This is a genomic window from Vibrio sp. CCB-PB317, from assembly GCF_022808245.1.
GTDB lineage: Bacteria > Pseudomonadota > Gammaproteobacteria > Enterobacterales > Vibrionaceae > Vibrio > Vibrio diabolicus.
Window position 1 is genome coordinate 1,188,722 of record NZ_JALGNU010000002.1, and the last position, 22,016, is coordinate 1,210,737.

A 22,016-nucleotide genomic window follows, 5' to 3' on the forward strand; every position below is an offset into this window, starting at 1 on the left:
GGAAACATCTTGATGCAAAAAACCATTCGTACCATGCCAACCCACAAACATGTGGCTTTGGTTGCCCATGACAACTGCAAACCTGAGCTACTTCGCTGGGTAAAAGAAAACAAAGAAAAACTGCAGAGTCACTTTCTTTACGCGACTGGCACAACCGGACACATGTTGAGCAAAGAAACTGGACTGGCGATTAAGAGCATGATCAGTGGCCCAATGGGCGGTGACCAACAACTTGGCGCGCTCATTTCAGAAGGTAAGATCGACGTTCTCGTTTTCTTCTGGGATCCGCTAAACGCCGTACCTCACGACCCAGACGTTAAAGCGCTTCTTCGTATTGCTAGCGTTTGGAATATTCCTGTGGCAACGAACCGAGCCACCGCTAAGTTCTTGTTTAACTCCCCTCTTCTTGAACAAGAAGTGGATATTGAAGTACCGGATTACGAAGCGTATCTTGCTGAACGCATGTAAGCTTTGATGCCAACCGAATAACGTAAAGGCGATACTGAGTATCGCCTTTATTATTTCTAAAATTCAGAACTCTGCCTTCAACGCGAAGTGATGATCGGATAATCACCATTGACGAGCTCTTGAACAAATGCGGACCCAGCGCCAGTGTGCGTAATCCAAACTTTCTCTTTCGCACGCGTAATCGCCACGTAAAACAGCCTGCGCTCTTCTGCGTGAGGGAATTTGTCTTTGGGCTCGGTCAATGCGCCATCAATGTGAATTTGCTTCTTCTTCGCAGGGAATTGCCCCTCATCCACAGAAAGAATAATGACAAAATCAGCCTCTCGCCCTTTACTCGCATGGCAAGTCATAAAACGAATATCGAGATTAGGAAAACGTCGCAACCAATCGTCATACAAGTCGGGCTTATGATAATGATTACGTCCTAACAATAAGACTGACTTGGTTTGCTTGGCTTGTTGATTCAATTGATCCAAGATCTTTTCAACTTGGTTACTCGGTGCGGTATGCACACTCTTCTGCTTACGTTGCTTGTGGCTATTTAGTGTTTTCGGCAATTGCGATGGGTTTTGCTGAACAAAAGTGTTTGCCACATCACCAATCTGATTGTTGAAACGATAAGTCGTATCTAGATGATGAACGGTAGAGTGAGCAAAGCGCTCTTTAAACCCAGTGATAAGATCGACGTCCGCACCAGCAAACTGATAGATGGCCTGCCAGTCATCACCAACCGCAAACAACGTCGCACCCGCTTGTTTCTGTGTGGATTCACACAGTGCTTCAATCAGTGCTAAACGGTCTGGAGAGATATCTTGGTACTCATCGACCATAATGAAGCGCCATGGGGAGACAAATTTCCCTTTATTTACATAATCTGTCGCACGACTGATCATGGTAGGGAAATCCACTTGATTGCTTTCTTTAAGCATTTTCTGCCACGCAGTAAAACATGGCCAACACAAGGCGAGTTCGCTGTTTAAACGAGTATAGTCTTGGTGATTTACCAGCTTTTCTTGCACTTGCTTTTTGGTTAGCCCTACCGCAGCTAAGTGAGACAACTGAGAGTCTAGCCACGCGATCAGTTTTGGGTTTTCTGAGTGACTTCCTAACTCATCGTCCCCTTTTAAATAGGCAATCGGCCATTTGTCTAAATGTTTTTGCCAACGTTTAAAGTTAGTAGGCGTCATCCAATGCTTTTTCAGCCAATCTACACACCATGCTGTTCGCTGGTTGTCATCTAACGCCAACGGACTGATCTCAACAGGCTGTTGCTCAACTTGATTGAGTATATATAAGCCTAGTTGATGGAACGTATTCACACGCACACCGTCTGCGGCCATGCCTACTTTATCCACTAAACGCTCTTTCATTTCAGTCGCGGCATCACGACCGAAAGCCAGCATAAGCAACTCTTCTGCTTGAGCCTGGTGGCTTTGCAGCAAGTATGCAACTCGAGCCGTTAAAACACTGGTTTTGCCAGAGCCTGCGCCAGCAAGGACTAAGTTGTGATCATCGTTGAGCAACACCGCATATTGCTGGGATAAGTTTAAAGGCGAAGATTCTATGCGATTAAACAGCACTTCCCAATTCGGACGTTCTTCCTCAAGCCAATCACGATTACGCTCACCAAGCGTCGCAGACGTATCAACAAGCCAAGGTTCGATTTCCGCCATGCGATTCGGCATCCGCATTTTGGCTTCTTCTAGAGTGGTTTTCATTTCGCTTAACTCTTGGTTAAGACTTTCCACCCAGGAGACCACTTGAGAGTGCGATAGATAGGCAGGAAGATGCTTAAGTTTGTAGAGCTCTTCTTCCCACTTAGGTAGATACTCAGCCAGTTTTCGGCACTGAGTATTGTGCCATTCTTGATACTGACGAACAGCTTCAAGAGCAAACTTACGGCATTGTGGCCACGGTAGCCCTTGTACTAGCCAGCTTTGTTGTTTGCCTTCGTGCTCATGAGCAAAAAACTGCAAAGAGCTCCATAACAACCCACGCTTTACGCTAACTTTGCCATTCCAGATCGTAAAAGGAATATGTTCTTCACTGCCTATTGAGCTTAATAAAACACTGTTCTCTTTTATTTCGACGTGATGGTACTCATTTTGAATAAAAAACTGTGCTTTGCTAGTGGCAGTGAGCTGCATGAAACGTGCGCCTTTTAATTTAGAAGTTGTCGATTTATATCATTTTAAGGCGCCAAATTGTAGCAATGGCGAGCACCTAAGTAAGCATCTTCTTTTATTCTTTAATAAAATTCACATTACTGTCGATTTAGTAACCTAAAGCTCATTCTATTTGAAGCTGACTTTACAATTATAGACACATTGCATGGCTGCTTTAGTATAAGTCAATGACATCCCTGTTGATTTTATCAGCAACAACGAATTTTTCTTAAAGTAAATCATAAACGCGCTATAGTGGGTTTGGTAGTATTCCCCCGTTCTTCATCGGAAACATAAGGCGCATTGTGCAAGCAACTTCTAAATTTCGGCTCTATTGGGCAAACAAGACCATAAATTACAGCGTTCTTATCCTAATCACCTTACTGGGTGTGGTTATCCCGACTTGGTACTTCGAGCAAAACACGCTGATCACGCCGCTAATATTGGGCGTTATTGCTGCTGCTTTGGCAGAGAGTGATGACAGCTTCACTGGGCGCATCAAGGCGCTGATTCTGACCTTTCTCTGTTTTGCGCTCGCCGCTTTCTCAATTGAAATCTTGTTCGACACCCCTTGGGCATTTGCATTAGGGTTATTTATCTCAACCTTTGGTTTTATCATTCTTGGGGCGATAGGTCCTAAATATGCGAGCATTGCTTTTGGCTCTTTGCTGATCGCCATTTACACCATGCTTGGTGCGCATGAAAGTACTAACATTTGGTTTCAGCCACTACTGCTTTTAACTGGTGCGGCTTGGTATTACTTCATGTCGATGATTTGGCAGATATTTTGGCCTCTTCAGCCTGTGCAACAAAGCTTAGCCAATGTGTTCTTTCAAATGGCAAATTATCTCGATGCGAAAGCCAAGCTTTTTCACCCTGTCACCAACCTAACGCCACAGCCACTTCGGATTGAAGCCGCCAAGTGCAACGCAGCGACGGTGATGGCGCTAAACGCTTGCAAAGCCACATTACTAAACCGCTCGAAACGCGGCCACATTGATGGCCCTAGTGACCGATTCTTAAATATCTACTTCATCGCTCAAGACATCCACGAACGAGTCAGCTCTAGCCATTACCGCTATCAAGATTTAGCAACTGAATTTGAACGTTCTGATGTGCTGTTTCGTTTTAAATATCTTTTGGAATCTCAAGCCCAAGCGTGTCGTGATATTGCATTAGCGATTCAGCTAGGGAATGAATACTCACATACCGATCAGTCCATCTTGGCCTTAGCTGAAGTGCAAAATTCACTTGCTTACTTAGAAGAACAAAAGCAAGGACACTGGAAACGTCTGCTAATGCAGTTAACATATTTATTCAATAATTTAGCGACGGTAGAAAAGCAACTGAATAACATTAACAACCCAGATGTTGAGGGCCTAGAGGAAGATACGCTCGCCGATACTAACCCGCACACATTAAAAGCCATGTGGCAGCGTATATCCGCGAATTTACACAAAGATTCGATGCTGTTTCGACACGCATTGCGTATGTCGATTGCCTTGACGATTGGTTATGGAATCATTCAAGTATTCAACATCGACCGAGGTTACTGGATACTCTTAACCACTCTCTTCGTGTGTCAGCCGAACTACAGCGCAACACGTCAAAAATTGACAGCGCGAGTCATAGGCACATTAGCTGGTTTGTTAATTGGCGTACCATTACTGACTTTCTTCCCTTCTCAAGAAAGCCAGTTAGTATTCATCGTTATTTCTGGCGTGATGTTTTTCGCCTTTCGGATGAACAATTACGGATACGCAACCGGTTTTATCACACTACTGGTCCTCTTCTTATTCAACCAGTTAGGTGAAGGTTACGCGGTTGTGCTTCCTCGACTAGCTGATACCCTCATCGGGTGTGTGCTTGCTGTAGGAGCCGTGCTGGTTATTTTGCCAGATTGGCAATCAAGAAGGCTGCACAAAGTCATGTCGGATGCGATAGATGCTAACAAACAGTATCTCGATCAGATCATTGGTCAGTATCGAATTGGTAAAAAGGACAACTTGAGCTATCGCATTGCTCGTCGTCAGGCCCATAACAGTGATGCCTCACTTTCTTCTGCCATCAGTACAATGCTTGCGGAACCTGGTAAATATCGTGCTGCCGTTGATGAGAGCTTCCGCTTCTTAACGTTAAATCACGCAATGCTAAACTATATTTCTGCTCTTGGTGCGCACCGAACTCGCATTGAAGATGAGTCAATTCATAAGCTCGTTTTAGATGCACACCGCTGTATTCATCAGCATTTAGACGTTCTCCATAAACAGCTTCACCAGCATTGCGAAGAGTGCGATTTATCTAATATTGACGACGCAGGACTTGAGCAACGCTTGAATGAGTGGCGAGATGAAGATGATAGTTCCGCTCGCATGGTATTGCAGCAACTTCACCTTATCTATCGCATGCTCCCAGAGCTACATTCACTCGCCAGTAAGTTTGCAGTGAGGGTTAACTAATAACACACGCATATAAAAAGGAAGCGGATTGTCGCTTCCTTTTTTCTTTCTACTTTTCTATCTACCCCAAAGTGGGTAATTATGTACCTTCATAGGAAAAATCTGACGTATCACTTAACGCACCTTGACAATATTCGGACAAAAAGCAATCGATCAAATTCTAATCTATCTAGGTTGAATAAATATGTTGTATCCAAAGGACGAAGAATTTCGGGAAATGAAGGATAAACCGAATTACAACGAGGGTATTGAGATGAACGCACAACAATTTAATGAACTTAAACAAAAGCTCAGTGATTTAACAGCGAGTCAGTTGAAATCATTACAGGGTGAGATAAGCGTAAAGTTAAACAAAACGCAAAACCCAGTACTTTCAGTTGAAGAGCGAGAAATGCTTTCTAAACTGTTTGCTTAATCAAATCATTGATATAAAACACTTGAACGTTTTATAAACTCCACCTATGCTCTCATTAGCATAGTATTGGGAGTGGTGATATGCCTGTATCAGGAATTCAATCTGGGCACCAAATTGTTCAGATGTCACAGCAGATGGCTGAAAAAGCCGCGCATGGCATTAATGATAATTTAGGTAAAGTAAAAGAAGAGATCGCTTCTCACAACATCGATTTGGCTAAAGTGGCAGATGTCGCAATAACCGCTTCAACTCCTAGCCTCCCCTCTCAAAAAGTTGAATCACTCATCAACCTTACGCAAGCTGCAGGTTACAACCGAGTGGGTGCGTCCGTCATTGAGAAAAACAATGAAGTCATTGGCAGCTTACTCGATATTCACGTCTAAAACTTCTTAGTTCCGACCTGTCACTACAAATCCGTAACAAGCCCTCTTTTGCTACCTAATGTTGTGCTATTTCGATTCAATAAGTCTCGATAAAAACCAATAACTCCCAATAAAAACGGACGCCTTGTTAAAGCCGCCCGTTTTATGTTGAATCCAAATTTATCCGTTATCAATAACACCGTGATTCAGCAATGACTCTACAATCTCATTGGAGCTAAGACCGTTGAAGTCTATCGATGTACCTAAGTTTTCCACCACAATGGTTTGCTGGACATTTGCATCCGTCGTAATGTTCAGAGAAACATTTTCTGTTGATGCGTCGTAATCGGCTTGAATGTGCGCAAGTAAATCATCAATACCCGCCGTTGGGTCATTCAAATCAGCGATCACGTCTTTGAGGTCAATGGTGTCCTCATTGACGCTAAAGTCAGTGATGGTGTCAATCGCACCATTATCCACCGTGTCTTCTGTCCATTTAAAGATATCGCTACCCGCACCACCAGTCAGAATATCAGAGCCTAGTCCGCCGATAAGCACGTCATCTCCATCTCCTCCTAGGATATAATCATCTCCCGTACCTGCTGCTAAAGTAATGCCTGCATCACTACCAATAAGATAGCTGTCTTCACTTTCAGCAGACTGATCTATATCTTGACTATTTAGTGTAACGTTTAGATTAATATCTAATGGCGTTGAATACGCTTGGTCACCATTTGATGCTGTAGAAACCGCAGTCAATGTAATATCGTAATCTCCCGGGATCGCATTATTGATATGTAGCGTATCAATTTCATCTTCTGGAACAGTCCATGTTGTACCATCAAAGCTGATATTCGATGTTGTAGCTTCACTCGTGATCGTGGCTCCTCTTGGCACGCCAGTGAGCTCTAAGGCCAGTACTTCATCGACATCGGTCAACGCCGCCATAATACCCACCAGCGCGATGCCTTGACGGCTTGCACTTTGACTCGCACTAATTCTTTGAATGTAACTAAAGTTCTGATCAATGGCCAAGTTTGGTACGTCAGCGACCGGCGTTACGTTAATATCAAACGTTTCTGATGTTTGTAGTGAGGTACCCGTTAAGTTGTCATAGAAGATACCGTTGTCATCAGCGGTAACGGTAAGCGCAATAGAATTGCTGTTCACGTCACTGGCATCAATAAATACACCGATATCCGGATCCGTCGAAGCGAAAAGACTATTAAGCTGAGACAAAGTCCCCATCAGTACAGTTTCACCTGCTAAACCAACGCCTTGAGTAATGCCACTCCCAGCCGGGACAAGGACACTTATATCACCCTCATCGATGCTGAGTGACACCGTCATGATTTCATTCTCATGAACACCTGCAAAATCAACATCGGTAATTTCGATACCTGAGATTTTTTGATCCGATGACTCCACAATCGTATTTGTGACCATTGAGCCATCAACCTCCGGAGCATCGTTAATCGCCTGCACTGTCATCACGGCTGAGCCACTGACGGTCTTCGGATCCGAGACGCCATTGGTCATGCCATCATCCGTAATATCGTAATTAAAGCTTACATCCCCGTAAAAATCAGGAGCAGGTTCAAAGCTCCACTCCGTTGAGCTCAGTTGAGTAAGCGTCCCTGCTGCAGGGTCGACAAGCGTAACATTGCTAACGGTTAAATTGTCCGACTCAATATCAACCGCATTAACCAGCAAGTCCGCTGCGGTAACAATAACAGCGCCGCTGTCTTCATCAATACTTGTCAGCGTCACTTCCGATGTTGTTGGCGCATCATTCACCTCTGTGACTTCAATTACAAATTGGCTGCTATTTGAATTGAGTGTTTCATCGACACCGCTAATCACAATCCCTTCGTTGCCTTGGTCATCGACAGAGATGTCGACATTGACGTTACCAAAGAAGTTAAACGCTGGGTTAAACTCCACTAAACCATCAGCGATAGCGGCGTTAAGGTCAGATACGGTTCCTTTCAGTTCAATTGAACCCGTGCCGTCTCCAGAAATCGTCAATCCGTAATTGGCAATAATCGATGGTTCGAGCGCCAAGTAACCGCTATCGACAGCAATATTCAAGACATACTCTGCGGTAGGATCATCAAGTACCGCATCCACATCCGAAATACCAAATGTATCCAGCAGGATAGCGTTGTCTTCTGGTGTTTCAACGTCAATGACATTCACGAAGTCCGGTCGATCATTCACCGCTTCAACATCAACGGCTACGTCAAACTCCTCGGCTGAACCTAAATTTTGGCGACCATTGAGCCCGGTATCAACGGCTTGCACTTTGAAATGCAGTGACCCTCCCCATGAGTTATCGTTTCGATCACCAGAATTAAAGACCACTTGATCCAAATCTTGAGCATCGATTTCTAATACGAAGACGCCATTTCCTTGGTCAGTAAACACCGTTCCATCAGGTAATGAAACACTCGCCCCATCAGGAACATTTGAAATCTCAACTCTCAGCGTCTCTGGATCATTTTCCTGATAGGTTGCGCCATCTCCGATGGACTCTTTGTTATCAACCACCAACGCATTGACGTTGATAACAATATCTTCTCCCTCATTCCCCGCAGCTGAAGTATCGGGATTCACATCAACATCATCGCCAATAGGATTCACAACCAGCGTAAAGTTATTAGTTCGCTCAGTTGGTACTTGTAACAATTCTTCTTGGATGAACACGGTAATGCCAATCTCTGCCTCACCACTGAAGTTTTTCGGCGGTTTGATTTGGATGTCACTCAAATCAACGGATGTCTGAGTAAGGTCTTTTAGCTGAATACTCCATTCTCCTCCGCCGTTGTTCTTAACAACATAATCAGAGGAATTGGATTGCACGACAAAGTCATCAGGGATCCCTGTTAACTTGAGTGAAACGAAACTTTCAGAGCCATCATTATCGTTTAAGCTGATCGAAACCCCTGAGCCCGATTGATTCAACGAAATTAAAGTATCTTCGTCACCAACCACGGTAATTGGCTGCGTAGGATCGGCACCTGTAATCGTGATATCGTCCACCACTGGCGTAACTTCGAATGTCACGTCATCAGTAAAAGTTCTTATGTCGATATTATCACCAGGGTTATTTAGGATAGACTGATCAAATACAGCCTCGTCCGTGATCTCTCCTTCGATATTAATCTTGACGGTGTTTTGTCCCCCACCTACGGGATAATTTTCTTTCGGCTTAAACAGAACATTATCAAGCGCACCCGCTAAAATCTCAGCTTCATTAAACGCAATACTTGTCCCTAAGCTATTGCCATTTGCGTCAACAAACTCCCCCAGTGTTGTGTCATCGAGCTCTAACTTGATATTCGTTAGCGTTTCCTGACCACCTTGGATATTGTTATAACGGTCGGCAAAATCGACATTCAGATTAAGCTGGATTAAACCATCTTCATAACCCACGCCATCCGCCGTTGGTACATCGTTATTTAGGTCATCAACAGGTTGTTTGTTCGCGTCTAAACCGAGAGTACCTGTGATATCCACTGTCACATTTGGTGTAATATCACCATCTAGTGGCTGATCACCCGCCGAACTAGGCACATCTGCGATCGGTAAAACCTGGACTGGAATTCGCACGTTGTTTTCTTTTTCGTCGCCAGACTCTGTGTCTTTGGTGACAAACCTCACAGGCAATTCAAAATCACCAGCGTAATCTTCCGCCAAGTGCATCGTTAAACCGTCCAAACCTGTGATATTGCCACTAGCATCAATATCTGCTTGGAAAACGTATTTACCATTGACAAAATCGATATCAGTGCCTGTTATCACCAAGCCTGGAGGAATACCGGGTGCGGATGGATCAATAACAACAGTCAAAACATCTTCCACACCATCCGCATTAATCGCATCGACTTTCGACGTCAATTGAGTGCCAAGGTCGATCGCATTATCTTCCGATGCTTCAATTTGGACGTCATCAGCCACCTGAATTTCAGCGGCAACACTCGTTTGCGGCGTGAGAACCGTCGGAAACTCAAGTGTCACGTCAGTTTCTCTTACCACTGTTGCGTCTTTTTCAACGGCATCTTCACCTAAATCGTTGACCTCGGCATAGATGGTTAACCCAATTTGAGATAGACCGCCGTTGTCACCATCATCGCTGTCGTCGTTTGGCGTTAAATCAAGACCCGAAGGCGCTTTAATCGAGAAGTTTTCTTCGTCAATGACTGTCCATCGACCGCCGCCTTCGTTCAATGCACCAACAATGACCAATTGATTGAGAATCTCAGGGTCGACATTGTGGAACTGAACAACAAGCTGAGTCACCACTTCATCTGAAGAGGCGTCAAACTCTTGGTATTTGATGATATTCGCACCAGACTCCCCACCCGTTGAAGTATTGATCGTAAAATCAATGTTCCCTTGACCGTCTGACTTCACGATGTCAGTGACAACGCCAGTGCTTTCAGTAACAAGCAAACATGTCTGGGCGTCTAGCGATCCTGTTGTATTTTCTGGCTCAACGATTGGATTGACTTGGACATGCACCATGCCATTGATGGTTTTTTCTGCAATTCCCTGTCCTGGATTAGAAGCATCGACATATTCGTGGTCAATCTCTTTTACCGTCACCGTAGTATTCAAATCAAAGTCAGTACTGGAGTCTTGCTCTAATTGCACCTGGACATACCCGCTTTGAGAGATTCGAGCAGAAAAGTCTTGCTCCGACTCGTTCGCTAGTGGCGAAAGTGTTAATGTTCCAGAAACCAATGTTTGTGCTACGCCATCGACATAAACCGTGCTGCCTGGAGGAAATCCAGAAATCGTCACATCACTAAAGAACTCGTCTGTATCAGGGCTTTGAGCCAACGTTGGCTTCCAATCAATATTAAAGCGTGTATCTTCATCACCTTCTGATTGAACCGTGTAGTTATCTTGCGCATCAATGACAGGAGCGACAATGATTCGGATCTCACCCGATGAGGTTCGACTGTGACCATCATTCTCTGTGACGATCGTCGTTGCTGTAATATGAATGTTCTCCGTCGATGACGCTTCCGGTTTAATAACAATTCCAGAATTAATATTCGCCGTGGTGATATTGGCTTCATAGATTGGCTGATTTTGCGCGTCATAGCCTACAAAGGTCAGATCGACGGATGCACCATCGCTATCAAATACCTCGACACCTGCCGGAATATTGGACAGCAGAACCGTAACCGACTCTGAGTGGTCATTCGGGTTATCTGGTAACTCGCCAGAGATGACACTAAAGCCCAACTCTACTTGACCATTCTCATCGATATTAGTCTCAATACCTCTTACATTGCCGTCATTAAACTCATGCCAGATCCCTGATTTATCATTCAGCTCAATAAATGGTATGTCAGCTACGCCTTTCACACCGACGATCACTGTTTTGCTGCCTAGTGACAAAATATCTTCGGCAACCCCATTAGATAAGGATGCCGTGTCTTTGACGATACCTTCAACGTTGAAAGTAAAGTCATCATTGCTGTGCAACGGAGGAAGCACTTCGACCTTGGCTAACTCAGATTCTGGCACTTCGTAATAGAGTACATTGCCGCTTGAATCGGTTACTTCTACGATTTGGATTGGGTTTGCTGAATCAAGCCACACTAACGTAACGCCATCAATTGAGAAGTCAGAAATACGCACAAATAGTGCTTCAGAACCATCTAAATCCGCAGACGGCTTCATGGTAATCACTTCACTTAACTGAAGTGGATCATGATCCGTGACAGGATTGACGGTATCTTGAGTTCGAGCGTTATCCTCAAAGACATTGATTCGGTTGACCGTAAAACTACCTGGGTCCGCGATTGGGTTAACATCAATGATGATAGTTTCTGTCTCTGAACGTGCCGTTTCCTTCCCTGATAACGGATTATTGTTTTCTGTTGTAATCGCGGTTACATCAATCTTGATTTCGCCCGAGAAATTATCGATTGGATCAATTTGAACGTCACCAATTCGGCTGGCATCTACGAGATAAACACCACCAGTTTTTGAAATCGCGCTACCATCCGAATATACTAACTCTGCGTTATCTTCCCCTTGTGTAAAGACGAGTTCGTACACAATGCCTTCAGGGTTACTAGTATCTTGAGTTTCAGCCGTGATATTAAGTGAGACGTTGTTTCCGTCTTCATCAACCGAGTAGTTAAATTCACTGTTTGCCGTCCACGTTGCAATATCTGCAACGGCAGCAACTTCAATGTCTAAACGACCATTAATCGTATGATCTGGCGTACCATTGTTAAGAATTTCCACACGGATACGAGGATCGATACCAGAAGCATCGGTTGAGGTATGACGATCTGGGACAAAATACAAGTTATCTAAAGAGACAAGCTCGCCACTAAATGATTGCTCGACATTCGAGGCATCAAGAACAACCGTATCGCCTATTGGTGTCAGTTCAATGAAGTTACCGCTGCCATCTCGGTAATAGAAAGTACCGTTGTGCGTGCTTGCATCTCGAATCGTGATGTCACCTAAGCTCTCGTTACGGTCGATATCGTGTAAATTGATAACCAAGTCGACTTTCGCCGGCGTCACATCCAGCGTCGACAAGTTGTCCTGCGTATTTGCAGAGTCAACGCCCACAACGACACCATCACGCCCTTGGTCCTCGAACGCAATAACGGTAGACGTGTCAATTTGTGCATTGCGGTCTCTTATCGAGATATCCACATCGGCATCTGCGATATCGCCATCACCATCGGTTGCAACAACGTTGATGGTGAAATCAATCGAGTCGGTTTCTGTATGGTCAAGATCGTCATTCGGACGGAATGACACACTGCCATCAGTTCGAACAACCAAACGACCTATTTCAGTATCCACTCCGTCAAGAACCTTGTGAACAAATACGACTTGGTCGCTGCCGTTCAAATCGACAGAATCAGAATCAACACCGTTTTGCTTAAAGTAAATGCCTGAATCATCAGCCGAAAATGAAGTTATTTGTGCGCCGTCAGCACCAAGATCGTCATCACCTTCTACAGGGTCTTGGAATAAATGAACCGTGCGGCTGCCTTGCCCCTCAACACGCGAAATAGATGCATCGTACAAGGTTGGAACATCATCGGTAATCGTCACTGGTAAGTTAATACCGGCCGTATCGCCATCGACATCGGTCGCGAAGACTGGGAGATCAAGTATGAGTGTATCTTCGCCTTGGGTTGAGTGGTCTAGCGCCCCCTCAAGCGTAAACTTGTAAGAGCCGTCAGCGTTCAAAACTAGCGTGAACACTGAGTTACCATCAGGTGTTTGACCTTGATAAGTGTAGTTGTTGTTGCTTACTGCAGTTTGAACAAGTGTCACCGCTAACCCACCGGAAGTTACTCCTGGGATCGGGTTAGAAGTAAGATCCAACTGGTAAGAGACAACCGTATCTGCCCCTTCCACCGTATCGAAATTACCCGTTGCTTCTAGGCTGTCTTTATTGGTTGCCTGAGAGCCATTAGCAAGGTCATCCTCGTCAACAGCCAAAGGATCTGCTGATGTGATTTCAGGAATGTCATCAACAATGGTGATTGGAAGGTTCAATGATGATGACGTATCACCATCAAAATCTGTAACTGTAATTGGGATATCAATGACAAGGTTGTTTTCACCTTGAACAGCGTCATGGTCGATTGGTCCCAACAGTTCAAATTGGTAACTGTCATTATTCGCATCAAGAGACAGCGTGAAGATCTTAGTTGATGTGCCAGTAATCACCGCTTCGTAACTGGTTACACCACCAACCGAGCTCACCACATTCAACTCGATACTGCTGCCGTTCGAAGTTAAGCCAGACACAACTGCATTGAGATCAGAAATTTGGTAGCTGACAATCTCATCTGCGCCATCAACGACTTCAAATCCGCCAGTCAGTACCGTCGAATCGCCACTTGTCGTGTCAGAGCCACCAGCAATATCATCTTCATCTACCGTTTGCTGACTAGAGTCTGTCAATTTCACAATCGCTGGAACATCGTCCACAACCGTGATTGGCAAAGTGATGTTGCTTGATACATCACCGTCAAAATCGATCGCGTTGACTGGGAAGTTGATGACTAACGAGTTTTCATCGTTACCCGCAGGATGATCAAGTGCACCCAACAGTTCAAATTCATAACTGTCAGCTGAGCCATTTAGCGTCAGTTTAAAGACGGTATCCGTCGTACCTTGTACGTAAGCTCGGTACTCAATCACACCATTTGAATTTGAAAACTCAACCAATTCAAGCTGCTGACCACCTGAGGTAAGTCCAGATACAGGTGACGTTAAGCTATCCAACTGGAAGCTAACGATAGAATCGGCACCATCAGTAACGTCAAAATTGCCGCCAATGATATTGGATTCTGGCGTGTCGTCCGAACCTTGGCTTGGAATATCATCCTCATCCACAGACAAGGTACTACCAGAGCTAATTGCATCAATGGTTGGCTTGTCATCTACGATAGTCACTGGCAAGGTCGCAGTAATGGTATCGTTGTCGCCATCCGTAATCTTCACAGGTAAATTCAACAAAATCTCATCAGAATTAACCGCGTGATCTAACTGACCAGATAACTCAAAGTCGTATTTACCATCTTGATGAAGTGTCAACGTGAAGACCGTCACTCCACCCGGAGTTTGCCCTACGTAAACAAGTGCGTCAGCAGTTGATGCACTAACGTCTTGAGAAAGCGTTACCTCTTCTCCGCCCGATTTCAGATTCGGGATAGGATTTGAGCTTAGATCCAATTCGAAAGCATCAATACCATCTGCGCTAGTGACTTCAAATTCACCTGATACCGTTAATGGCTCTTTAGTACCATCAGAACCAAGAGGTAAGTCATCTTCGTCGACACGTAGACTTTCAATATTGGTAACAACCGGAACATCGTCCACAACGGTAATTGGCAATGTGAAGGCTGGTGACGTATCACCATCATTATCCGTCGCCGTCACAGGGAGGTTAATAATGATCTCGTTTTGCTGATTACCATCTGGATGATCAAGCGGCTTCTGTAAATCGAACTCGTAGGTGTTGTTCGTTGCATCCAACGTCAGTTCGAACACCACTTCAGCAGGATTGCCAGCGACACCTTGGTATACGTTCACGCCATTTGCGCTAGAAGACAGAACTAAGGTGATAGCATCACCATCTGAAGTCAGAGAGGCAACAGGCGTGGTCAGGTCACTCAGCTGAATAGAAGCAACTTGGTCAGCACCTTCGGTGATATCAAAAGTACCTGAAATAACAGTACCTTCTGCACTTGCAGCATCAGTACCTGCTGGTAGGTCATCTTCATCAACGGTTTGTTCGCTGCCTGCTAATAAACCATCAATGGTCGGAACATCATCCACAACCGTAATTGGTAAGGTGATGTTGTTCGACACGTCTCCATCAAAGTCCGTCGCGTTTATCGGTAAATTGATGACCAGTTCATTTTGGTCATCAGCATTTGGATGATCGAGAGGAGCGAGCAAATCGAACGTGTAGCTATCATCAGAAGCATCAAGGGTCACACGAAATACTGGTGTCGTCGTGCCATCAATACGTGCTTCGTAAACTGAAACGCCACCAGTGTTCAATACTTCAACCATGACCAGTGATTGACCACCAGAGGTCAGGCCTTGTACTGGCGTCGTTAGGTCAGAAACACCGTACTCTACAATGCCATCAGAGCCATCAGTCGCGATGAAGTTACCGGCAATACTGTTCGACTGCGTACCATCAGATCCGAGTGTTGGGATATCGTCCTCATCAACCGTTTGCACACTGGTTGCTTCAATGCCACCAAGTGTCGGCTTGTCATCAACGATCTTGACAGGAATTGTCTCAGCAAAGGTGTCACCATCAAAGTCGGTCGCAATAATTGGGAAGTTGAGCGTTAACTCATCGCTATCAACAGCATGATCAATTGGCCCTTCTAGCGTGAAGTTGTAAGAGCCATCAGTATTCACCGTCAGCGTAAAGACTGCTTCTGTGCCTGCCGTTGCTTTGTAGGTAAAGCTGCCGTCGCCATTTGCGGTTTCAGTCAGCGTGACCGCCACGCCTTGTGATGTCAGACCATCCACTGGTGTTGCAGAAGCGTCGAGCTGATAGCTTACCACTCGGTCAGAGCCTTGCGTTGTGGTGAAGTTGCCATCGATTGAAATCGGGTCAGTTTGGTCTGAGCCAATCGTGCCTAAATCATCTTCATCAACGGTAATCGCATCGACATCAGTAATAGTCGGCTTGTCATCGACGATGGTGACTGGGATCGTTTCTGTGGTGGTATCACCATCAAAATCTGTCGCGATGATTGGGAAGTTCAGCGTCAGCTCATCACTACCTGTTGCATGGTCAATTGGACTTTCAAGCGTGAAGTTGTAACTGCCGTCGCTGTTCACCGTCAAGGTAAATACGGCTTCTGATCCTGCGGTAGCGGTATAGGTGAAACTGCCATCCGCATTCGCGCTTTCCGTCATTGTCACCACTACCCCGTGTGAGGTTAAGCCATTAATAGGGTTAGAGGACGCGTCTAACTGATAACTCACAACATGATCAGAACCCATCGTGACAAAGTGACCATCAATCGACACGGACTCGTTTTGATCAGAGCCAATCGTAGCCAGGTCATCTTCATCCACGCTGATCGCATCAACATTAGTGATGCTTGGCTGATCATCAACAATAGTGACAGGCAGTATTTTAGTTGAAGTGTCGCCATCAAAGTCTGTTGCGATAATCGGGAAATCGATTTGTAGGCTGTCGCTATTCATCGCATGGTCTAGTGGACCTAGCAGAGTAAAGGTGTAGCTGCCATCTGGCTTCAGCACTAATTCAAATACGGCATTGCCATCCGCTGTAGCAGTGTAAGTAAAGCTACCATCACCGTTTGCCGTCTCAGCAAGCACGACAGATTCACCATGAGAGGTCAACCCTGCTACTGGATCTGCTGTTGCATCAAGCTGGTATTTAACAACACTGTCCGAGCCTTCAGTTGTGCTGAAAGAACCCGACATAAACGCATCATCGTTTTGGTCTGAGCCTATTGTGGCGAGATCATCTTCGTCTACTGTCAGTGGAGCAACGTTGTCGATGCTTGGAACGTCATCAGTAATGGTGACTGGAATGGTCGCGGTCGTCGTATCGCCATCAAAGTCTGTTGCAATGATTGGGAAGTTCAGTACTAACTCATCGCTATTTAACGCATGGTCGACCGGCCCTTCCAGACGGAAGTTGTATGTACCGTCTGCATTCACATTCATGGTGAAGACAGGGTTACCATCCGCGGTAGCAACGTAAGTAAAGCTGCCATCGGCATTCGCAGTCTCTACCAAGGTAACAGGCTCACCTTGCGAAGTTAACCCCAAAACAGGATCAGCCGTTGAGTCAAGTTGGTAGCTCACCACACGGTCTGACCCTTGAGTGGTCGTGAACGCACCTTCTACATAAACAGCGTCGCTTTGGTCTGAGCCAATACCTGAGAGATCATCTTCATCCACAGCCAGCGGCACGACGTTATCGATGACTGGTGCATCATCCGTGATCGTGACTGGAATAGTTGCCGTGGCCGTATCACCATCAAAATCGGTGGCAATAATCGGGAAATCAATGGTTAGGCTGTCGCTGTTGGCCGCATGGTCGATTGGTCCTTGAAGCGTAAAGTCGTACGTACCATCCGTTGCGACGTTTAGGGTAAAAATAGGATTACCATCTGCGGTCGCGACATAGGTAAAGCTGCCATCACCATTCGCGGTTTCCACCAAGGTAATCGCCTCACCTTGAGACGTCAGGCCCGCAACAGGATCGGCTGTTGAATCCAATTGATAGCTCACCACTCGGTCAGAACCTTGAGTGGTGGTAAATGCGCCTTCAACAAACAGATCGCCGCCTGGGTCGGAACCTACAACGTTAAGGTCATCCTCATCAACATTCAGCGCACCAACCGCTGTAATAGTCGGTACATCATCAACAATCGTGACTGGAATGATTTCAGTTACTGTGTCGCCATCAAAGTCGGTGGCTATAATTGGGAAGTTCAGTGTCAACTCATCACTATCAACCGCATGATCAATTGGCCCTTCAAGCGTGAAGTTGTAAGTACCATCAGTATTCACAGTCAGCGTAAAGATCGCTTCAGAACCCGCTGTCGCTTCATAACTGAAACTACCATCACTATTTGCCGTTTCTGTTAGCGTGACAGCCACACCTTGCGATGTTAAACCGTCAACCGGTGTTGCAGAAGCATCAAGTTGGTAACTCACCACCCGGTCTGAGCCTTGCGTGGTTATGAAGCTGCCATCAATAGAAATTGGATTACTTTGGTCTGAACCGATTGATGCTAGATCATCTTCATCAACCGTAATTGCATCCACATCAGTAATCACTGGCTTATTGTCCACGATCGTCACTGGGAGCGTGGCGTTTGTGGTATCACCATCAAAGTCGGTCGCGATGATTGGGAAGTTGAGCGTCAACTCGTCGCTATCGACAGCATGATCAATTGGCCCTTCTAGCGTGAAGTTATAAGAGCCATCAGTGTTCACTGTCAGTGTAAAGACCGACTCAGTACCTGCTGTTGCTTGGTAGGTAAAACTGCCATCGCCGTTTGCGGTTTCAGTTAGCGTGACTGCCACGCCTTGTGATGTAAGACCGTCAACTGGTGTTGCAGAAGCATCAAGCTGATAGCTCACCACTCGGTCAGAGCCTTGTGTGGTAGTGAAGTTGCCATCGATTGAAATCGGGTCAGTTTGATCCGAACCAATCGTGCCTAAATCATCTTCATCAACGGTAATCGCACCGACATCGGTAATGGTCGGTTTATCATCCACGATGGTAACAGGCAGTACGATTTGGCTTGTGTCACCATCGAAATCGGTAGCAATAACGCTAAAATCAAGGGTTAAGCTGTCGCTATTTGCCGCATGGTCGATTGGACCTTGCAGCTCAAAACTGTACGAGCCATCAGTATTCAAAATTAATGTGAAAACTGCACTGCCATTTGCCGTTGCGCTGTAGGTGTAACTGCCGTCTGCATTTTGCGTTTCGGCAATGGAGACGGTTTGCCCTTGAGATTGCAGGCCATTTAAAGGATCAGCGTTTACATCCAACTGATACTGTACGACGCCATCAGAGCCCTGAGTTGTCGTGAACTGGCCTTCAACCAGCGTTGGCTGTGATTGGTCAGAGCCTACCGAACTTAAGTCATCTTCATCGACGGCAAGAGCAACAACGTCGTTAATGGTTGGCACATCATCAGTAATGGTTACCGGTAGAACAAGTGAACTGGTGTCACCGTCAAAGTCCGTTGCAACAATCGTGAAATCCAAGGTTAGGCTATCGCTACCCACAGCATGATCGATTGGACCTTCAAGAGTAAATGAATAAGAGCCATCAGGGTTCACTTGTAAGGTGAAGATAGCGTCCCCTTCTGCCGTTGCAGAATAGGTAAAGCTGCCATCTGAGTTGGCTGTTTCCGTCAGAGAGATAGATCGACCCTGTGATTCCAACCCATTGAGTGGATCAGTGCCGCTCTCTAATTGATAACTTACGACACGGTCTGAGCCCTGAGTCGTCGTGAAGTTGCCTTGCGCGAGCACAGAGTCGCTTTGATCGGAGCCGATGCTTGATAAATCATCTTCATCGACGGCTAGCGCATCAACGCCATCAATCGTAGGAACGTCATCTTGAACTTGAATGACAATTTGCGCCGCTTCTGGTGTGTTCGAACCGTCGGTAATCGAGGAGCGATCACCATCCGCATCTACTGCGTAAACTGGCAGTGAGAAAGTAAGCGAGTCATCGTTAGCACCCGTATGGTCGAGTTGTTCATACAAGTTGAATTGGTATTCGCCCAATGCAGGGGCATCAATCGCCACATCAAATACTGTGATACGCACGCCATCCAGCTCGATGAAGCCCTCGTAAGTACGCACGCCATTACTCTCGGATGCTAGTTCAAGTTGGACAACCTGCCCTTGAGATTGGAGTTCACCACCAACATTAAACTCTGTAGGTTCCAACTCATAGTGATCAATGATGTCACTACCGACCGCTGTCGTGATCGACCCAGAGCCACTTGTTACTACCGCGCCTTCCTGTGAACCCTGGTCAACCCCCGCCTCGTCTAAAGACAATCCCGTCACGTTTGCAATCACCGGATTATCGCCATCAAGGATGCTCATCGTAAAGGTGTTACTTGCCGTATCTTGGTCGAAATCGACGATTGTGGTTGGCAAAGAGAGCTCAATCGTATCTTCACCGTTTGTTTGTTCTAACGGCTTAAATTGCTCAAATTGGTAGGTACCATCAGTATTCAGACTGATGGTTAAGACGGTTTCATTAGAGCCCGCAATGGACAGGGTGATAGTACTGCCGTCTTCAGATAGTACCGCTTCTGTCGCCTGATTATCACTCAATAGGCCATCGAATTGACTAAGCCCTTCTTGATTAAACGTGACCGTTGCCAATTGATCACTACCAATATCCACATAGGTGCCAGTAATCGGAGTAGAAGAAGATTCAACGTTTTCAAAAGTAACGTTTTGCGGCGCAGGATCATCGCCATCAATTACGGTTGTTGTGAAATCGATAGGCGCTTGAATGCTGTTACCACCAATATCTGCGCCTGTAATGTCAAAAGCGATATTGATTTGATCACCGGAGATGGAAACTTGACCATCAGCAACAGACGCGACATGGTCAATGCCCTGGCTAATCGTGGTAACGACCTCTAACTCTAAATCACGGCCTAAAGATGTCGCTTCGATCTCTATACGAAGCACTTCGTTACCTTCTTGAGTGCCGATAATGGCATTTTGCGCTTCGTCATAAACGAACGCCACTGGCTGACCAGCAGAGGTAATATCACTATTTAGCTCGGTTAACAGAGACTCTAATGAGGACGTTTCAGGTACAAATGAAGCGGTATCAAGTGCGAGATCCCCTGCTTCAATCAGCACACTAGAAGAAATGGTTTGCGGGTAGCTTGATAGAGAAATTGAGCCTTCTGTTACGCTAGATTGCAGTGATTGTCCGCCATCGGCAAAAATAGTGACATCTAAATCATCAGCTTCATCGCGTTCTTCTACACCGCTACGAGTCGCTGACGTCTCAAAAAAGGTGGAGGCAAGTACTTCCGGATTATTATATTCAACGGTCACATAGCCAGCATTGGCTGAGCCTTCAGCGCCAGCACCAGCAGCCGTTGCTTCCAAAATAGCAGTCGGGTCAGCACCATCTAAAATGGCCTGTTGGATAGCCGCGACATCATTAGCGTCAAAGTTAGCACCTTCGATAGCTGTTGGATCGAAAGTAACCTGGCCATTAACTGGAGATTGCAGCAAGGTTTCTGGTTGTTCAAAAGAAGGTTCTGGAAAGCACGCGACACAATTAGCATCAACCAGATACAGCTCATTATGTATCTGTACATCAAGAGAAGCGTTATTTTCAGTAATGATCACTTCGCCAGATATTAACTCATCCCCCGCTTTTATAGACCTGGCTTTTCCATCCAGACCTAAAACCAAGACTTCACCTTTGACGGCATTTACAATCGCGTTCTGCGGCACGGTTTGCGTACTCATCTGACCTCCGCTAATGGCCTACGTTTCCCATTAACCTTTTTAGATAGTTTTGAAATGATTTAGTGCGGCATACTGCACACCTTTAGACGATTAGACTAAGTATCAACTCATTAAGCAATCGATAAATGGCGCACTAATGAGCAAAGTAAGTAAAACTTACTAGTAGTCACAGAAATGTGACACATGTCCTAACGCCGCAATATCGATTAATCATATGAAATTGATACCTTATTCCGTATAAGTGTAGTCGTTTTAAAAAAGAAGATAGATGAAAACGCTCAGCTAAACGCCAAACTACCGGTTGCAATCAATAATGGAAGAAAAGCAATAAGAATGTTGTATACACCTGAACGTGATGACAACTTAATCAATATTGGTGACGAGAAAAACGTGACGATTAAATATTGAATGACATAAATCGTTGGACAAAATATAACCATGAAAATGTGGCTCACAATATGAATTCCCGAGCACCACGAATTCGGCTTTGTCCTGATATACAGTAAAAAAAATACGAGCAAGCTAATAAGAAAATACATAAACATCACACTTGAAAATAATTATCATTTTCAATCATATGTAAATATTCCCCCAC

6 protein-coding genes are annotated in these 22,016 nt (G+C 45.4%); 4 read left to right on the top strand and 2 right to left on the bottom strand.

All coding sequences use genetic code 11. From position 1 onward, the window contains the following. Positions 1-12: 12 nt before the first annotated feature. A complete protein-coding gene (locus tag MTR11_RS14475) occupies positions 13-468 on the top strand; it encodes a methylglyoxal synthase (RefSeq protein ID WP_005376571.1) in 456 nt (151 codons plus the stop codon). Between the two features lie 77 nt (positions 469-545). Here MTR11_RS14475 and helD read toward each other — a convergent pair whose 3' ends face one another. Then, complete coding sequence (helD, locus tag MTR11_RS14480; RefSeq protein ID WP_243327913.1) at positions 546-2,615, bottom strand: DNA helicase IV; 2,070 nt, start codon at positions 2,613-2,615, stop codon at positions 546-548. 323 nt (positions 2,616-2,938) lie between these two features. Here helD and yccS point away from each other — a divergent pair, with 323 nt between their 5' ends. The 3 genes from yccS (at position 2,939) to MTR11_RS14495 (ending at position 5,890) form a co-directional block, all read left to right on the top strand. Beyond that, a complete protein-coding gene (gene yccS, locus MTR11_RS14485; RefSeq protein WP_005396670.1) occupies positions 2,939-5,092 on the top strand; it encodes a YccS family putative transporter in 2,154 nt (717 codons plus the stop codon). Between the two features lie 184 nt (positions 5,093-5,276). After that, the gene (locus MTR11_RS14490) at positions 5,277-5,507 is read left to right on the top strand and encodes a hypothetical protein (protein WP_041853076.1); all 231 of its coding nucleotides are present in this window, start codon (positions 5,277-5,279) and stop codon (positions 5,505-5,507) included. Between the two features lie 80 nt (positions 5,508-5,587). Continuing rightward, a complete protein-coding gene (locus MTR11_RS14495; RefSeq protein ID WP_005396673.1) occupies positions 5,588-5,890 on the top strand; it encodes a hypothetical protein in 303 nt (100 codons plus the stop codon). Positions 5,891-6,049: 159 nt separating this feature from the next. Here the strand turns inward: MTR11_RS14495 and MTR11_RS14500 are convergent, their stop codons facing one another. After that, positions 6,050-21,421: a retention module-containing protein gene (locus MTR11_RS14500; RefSeq protein ID WP_243327914.1), complete on the bottom strand. Its 15,372-nt coding sequence runs from the start codon at positions 21,419-21,421 to the stop codon at positions 6,050-6,052. Between the last annotated feature and the right edge of the window lie 595 nt (positions 21,422-22,016).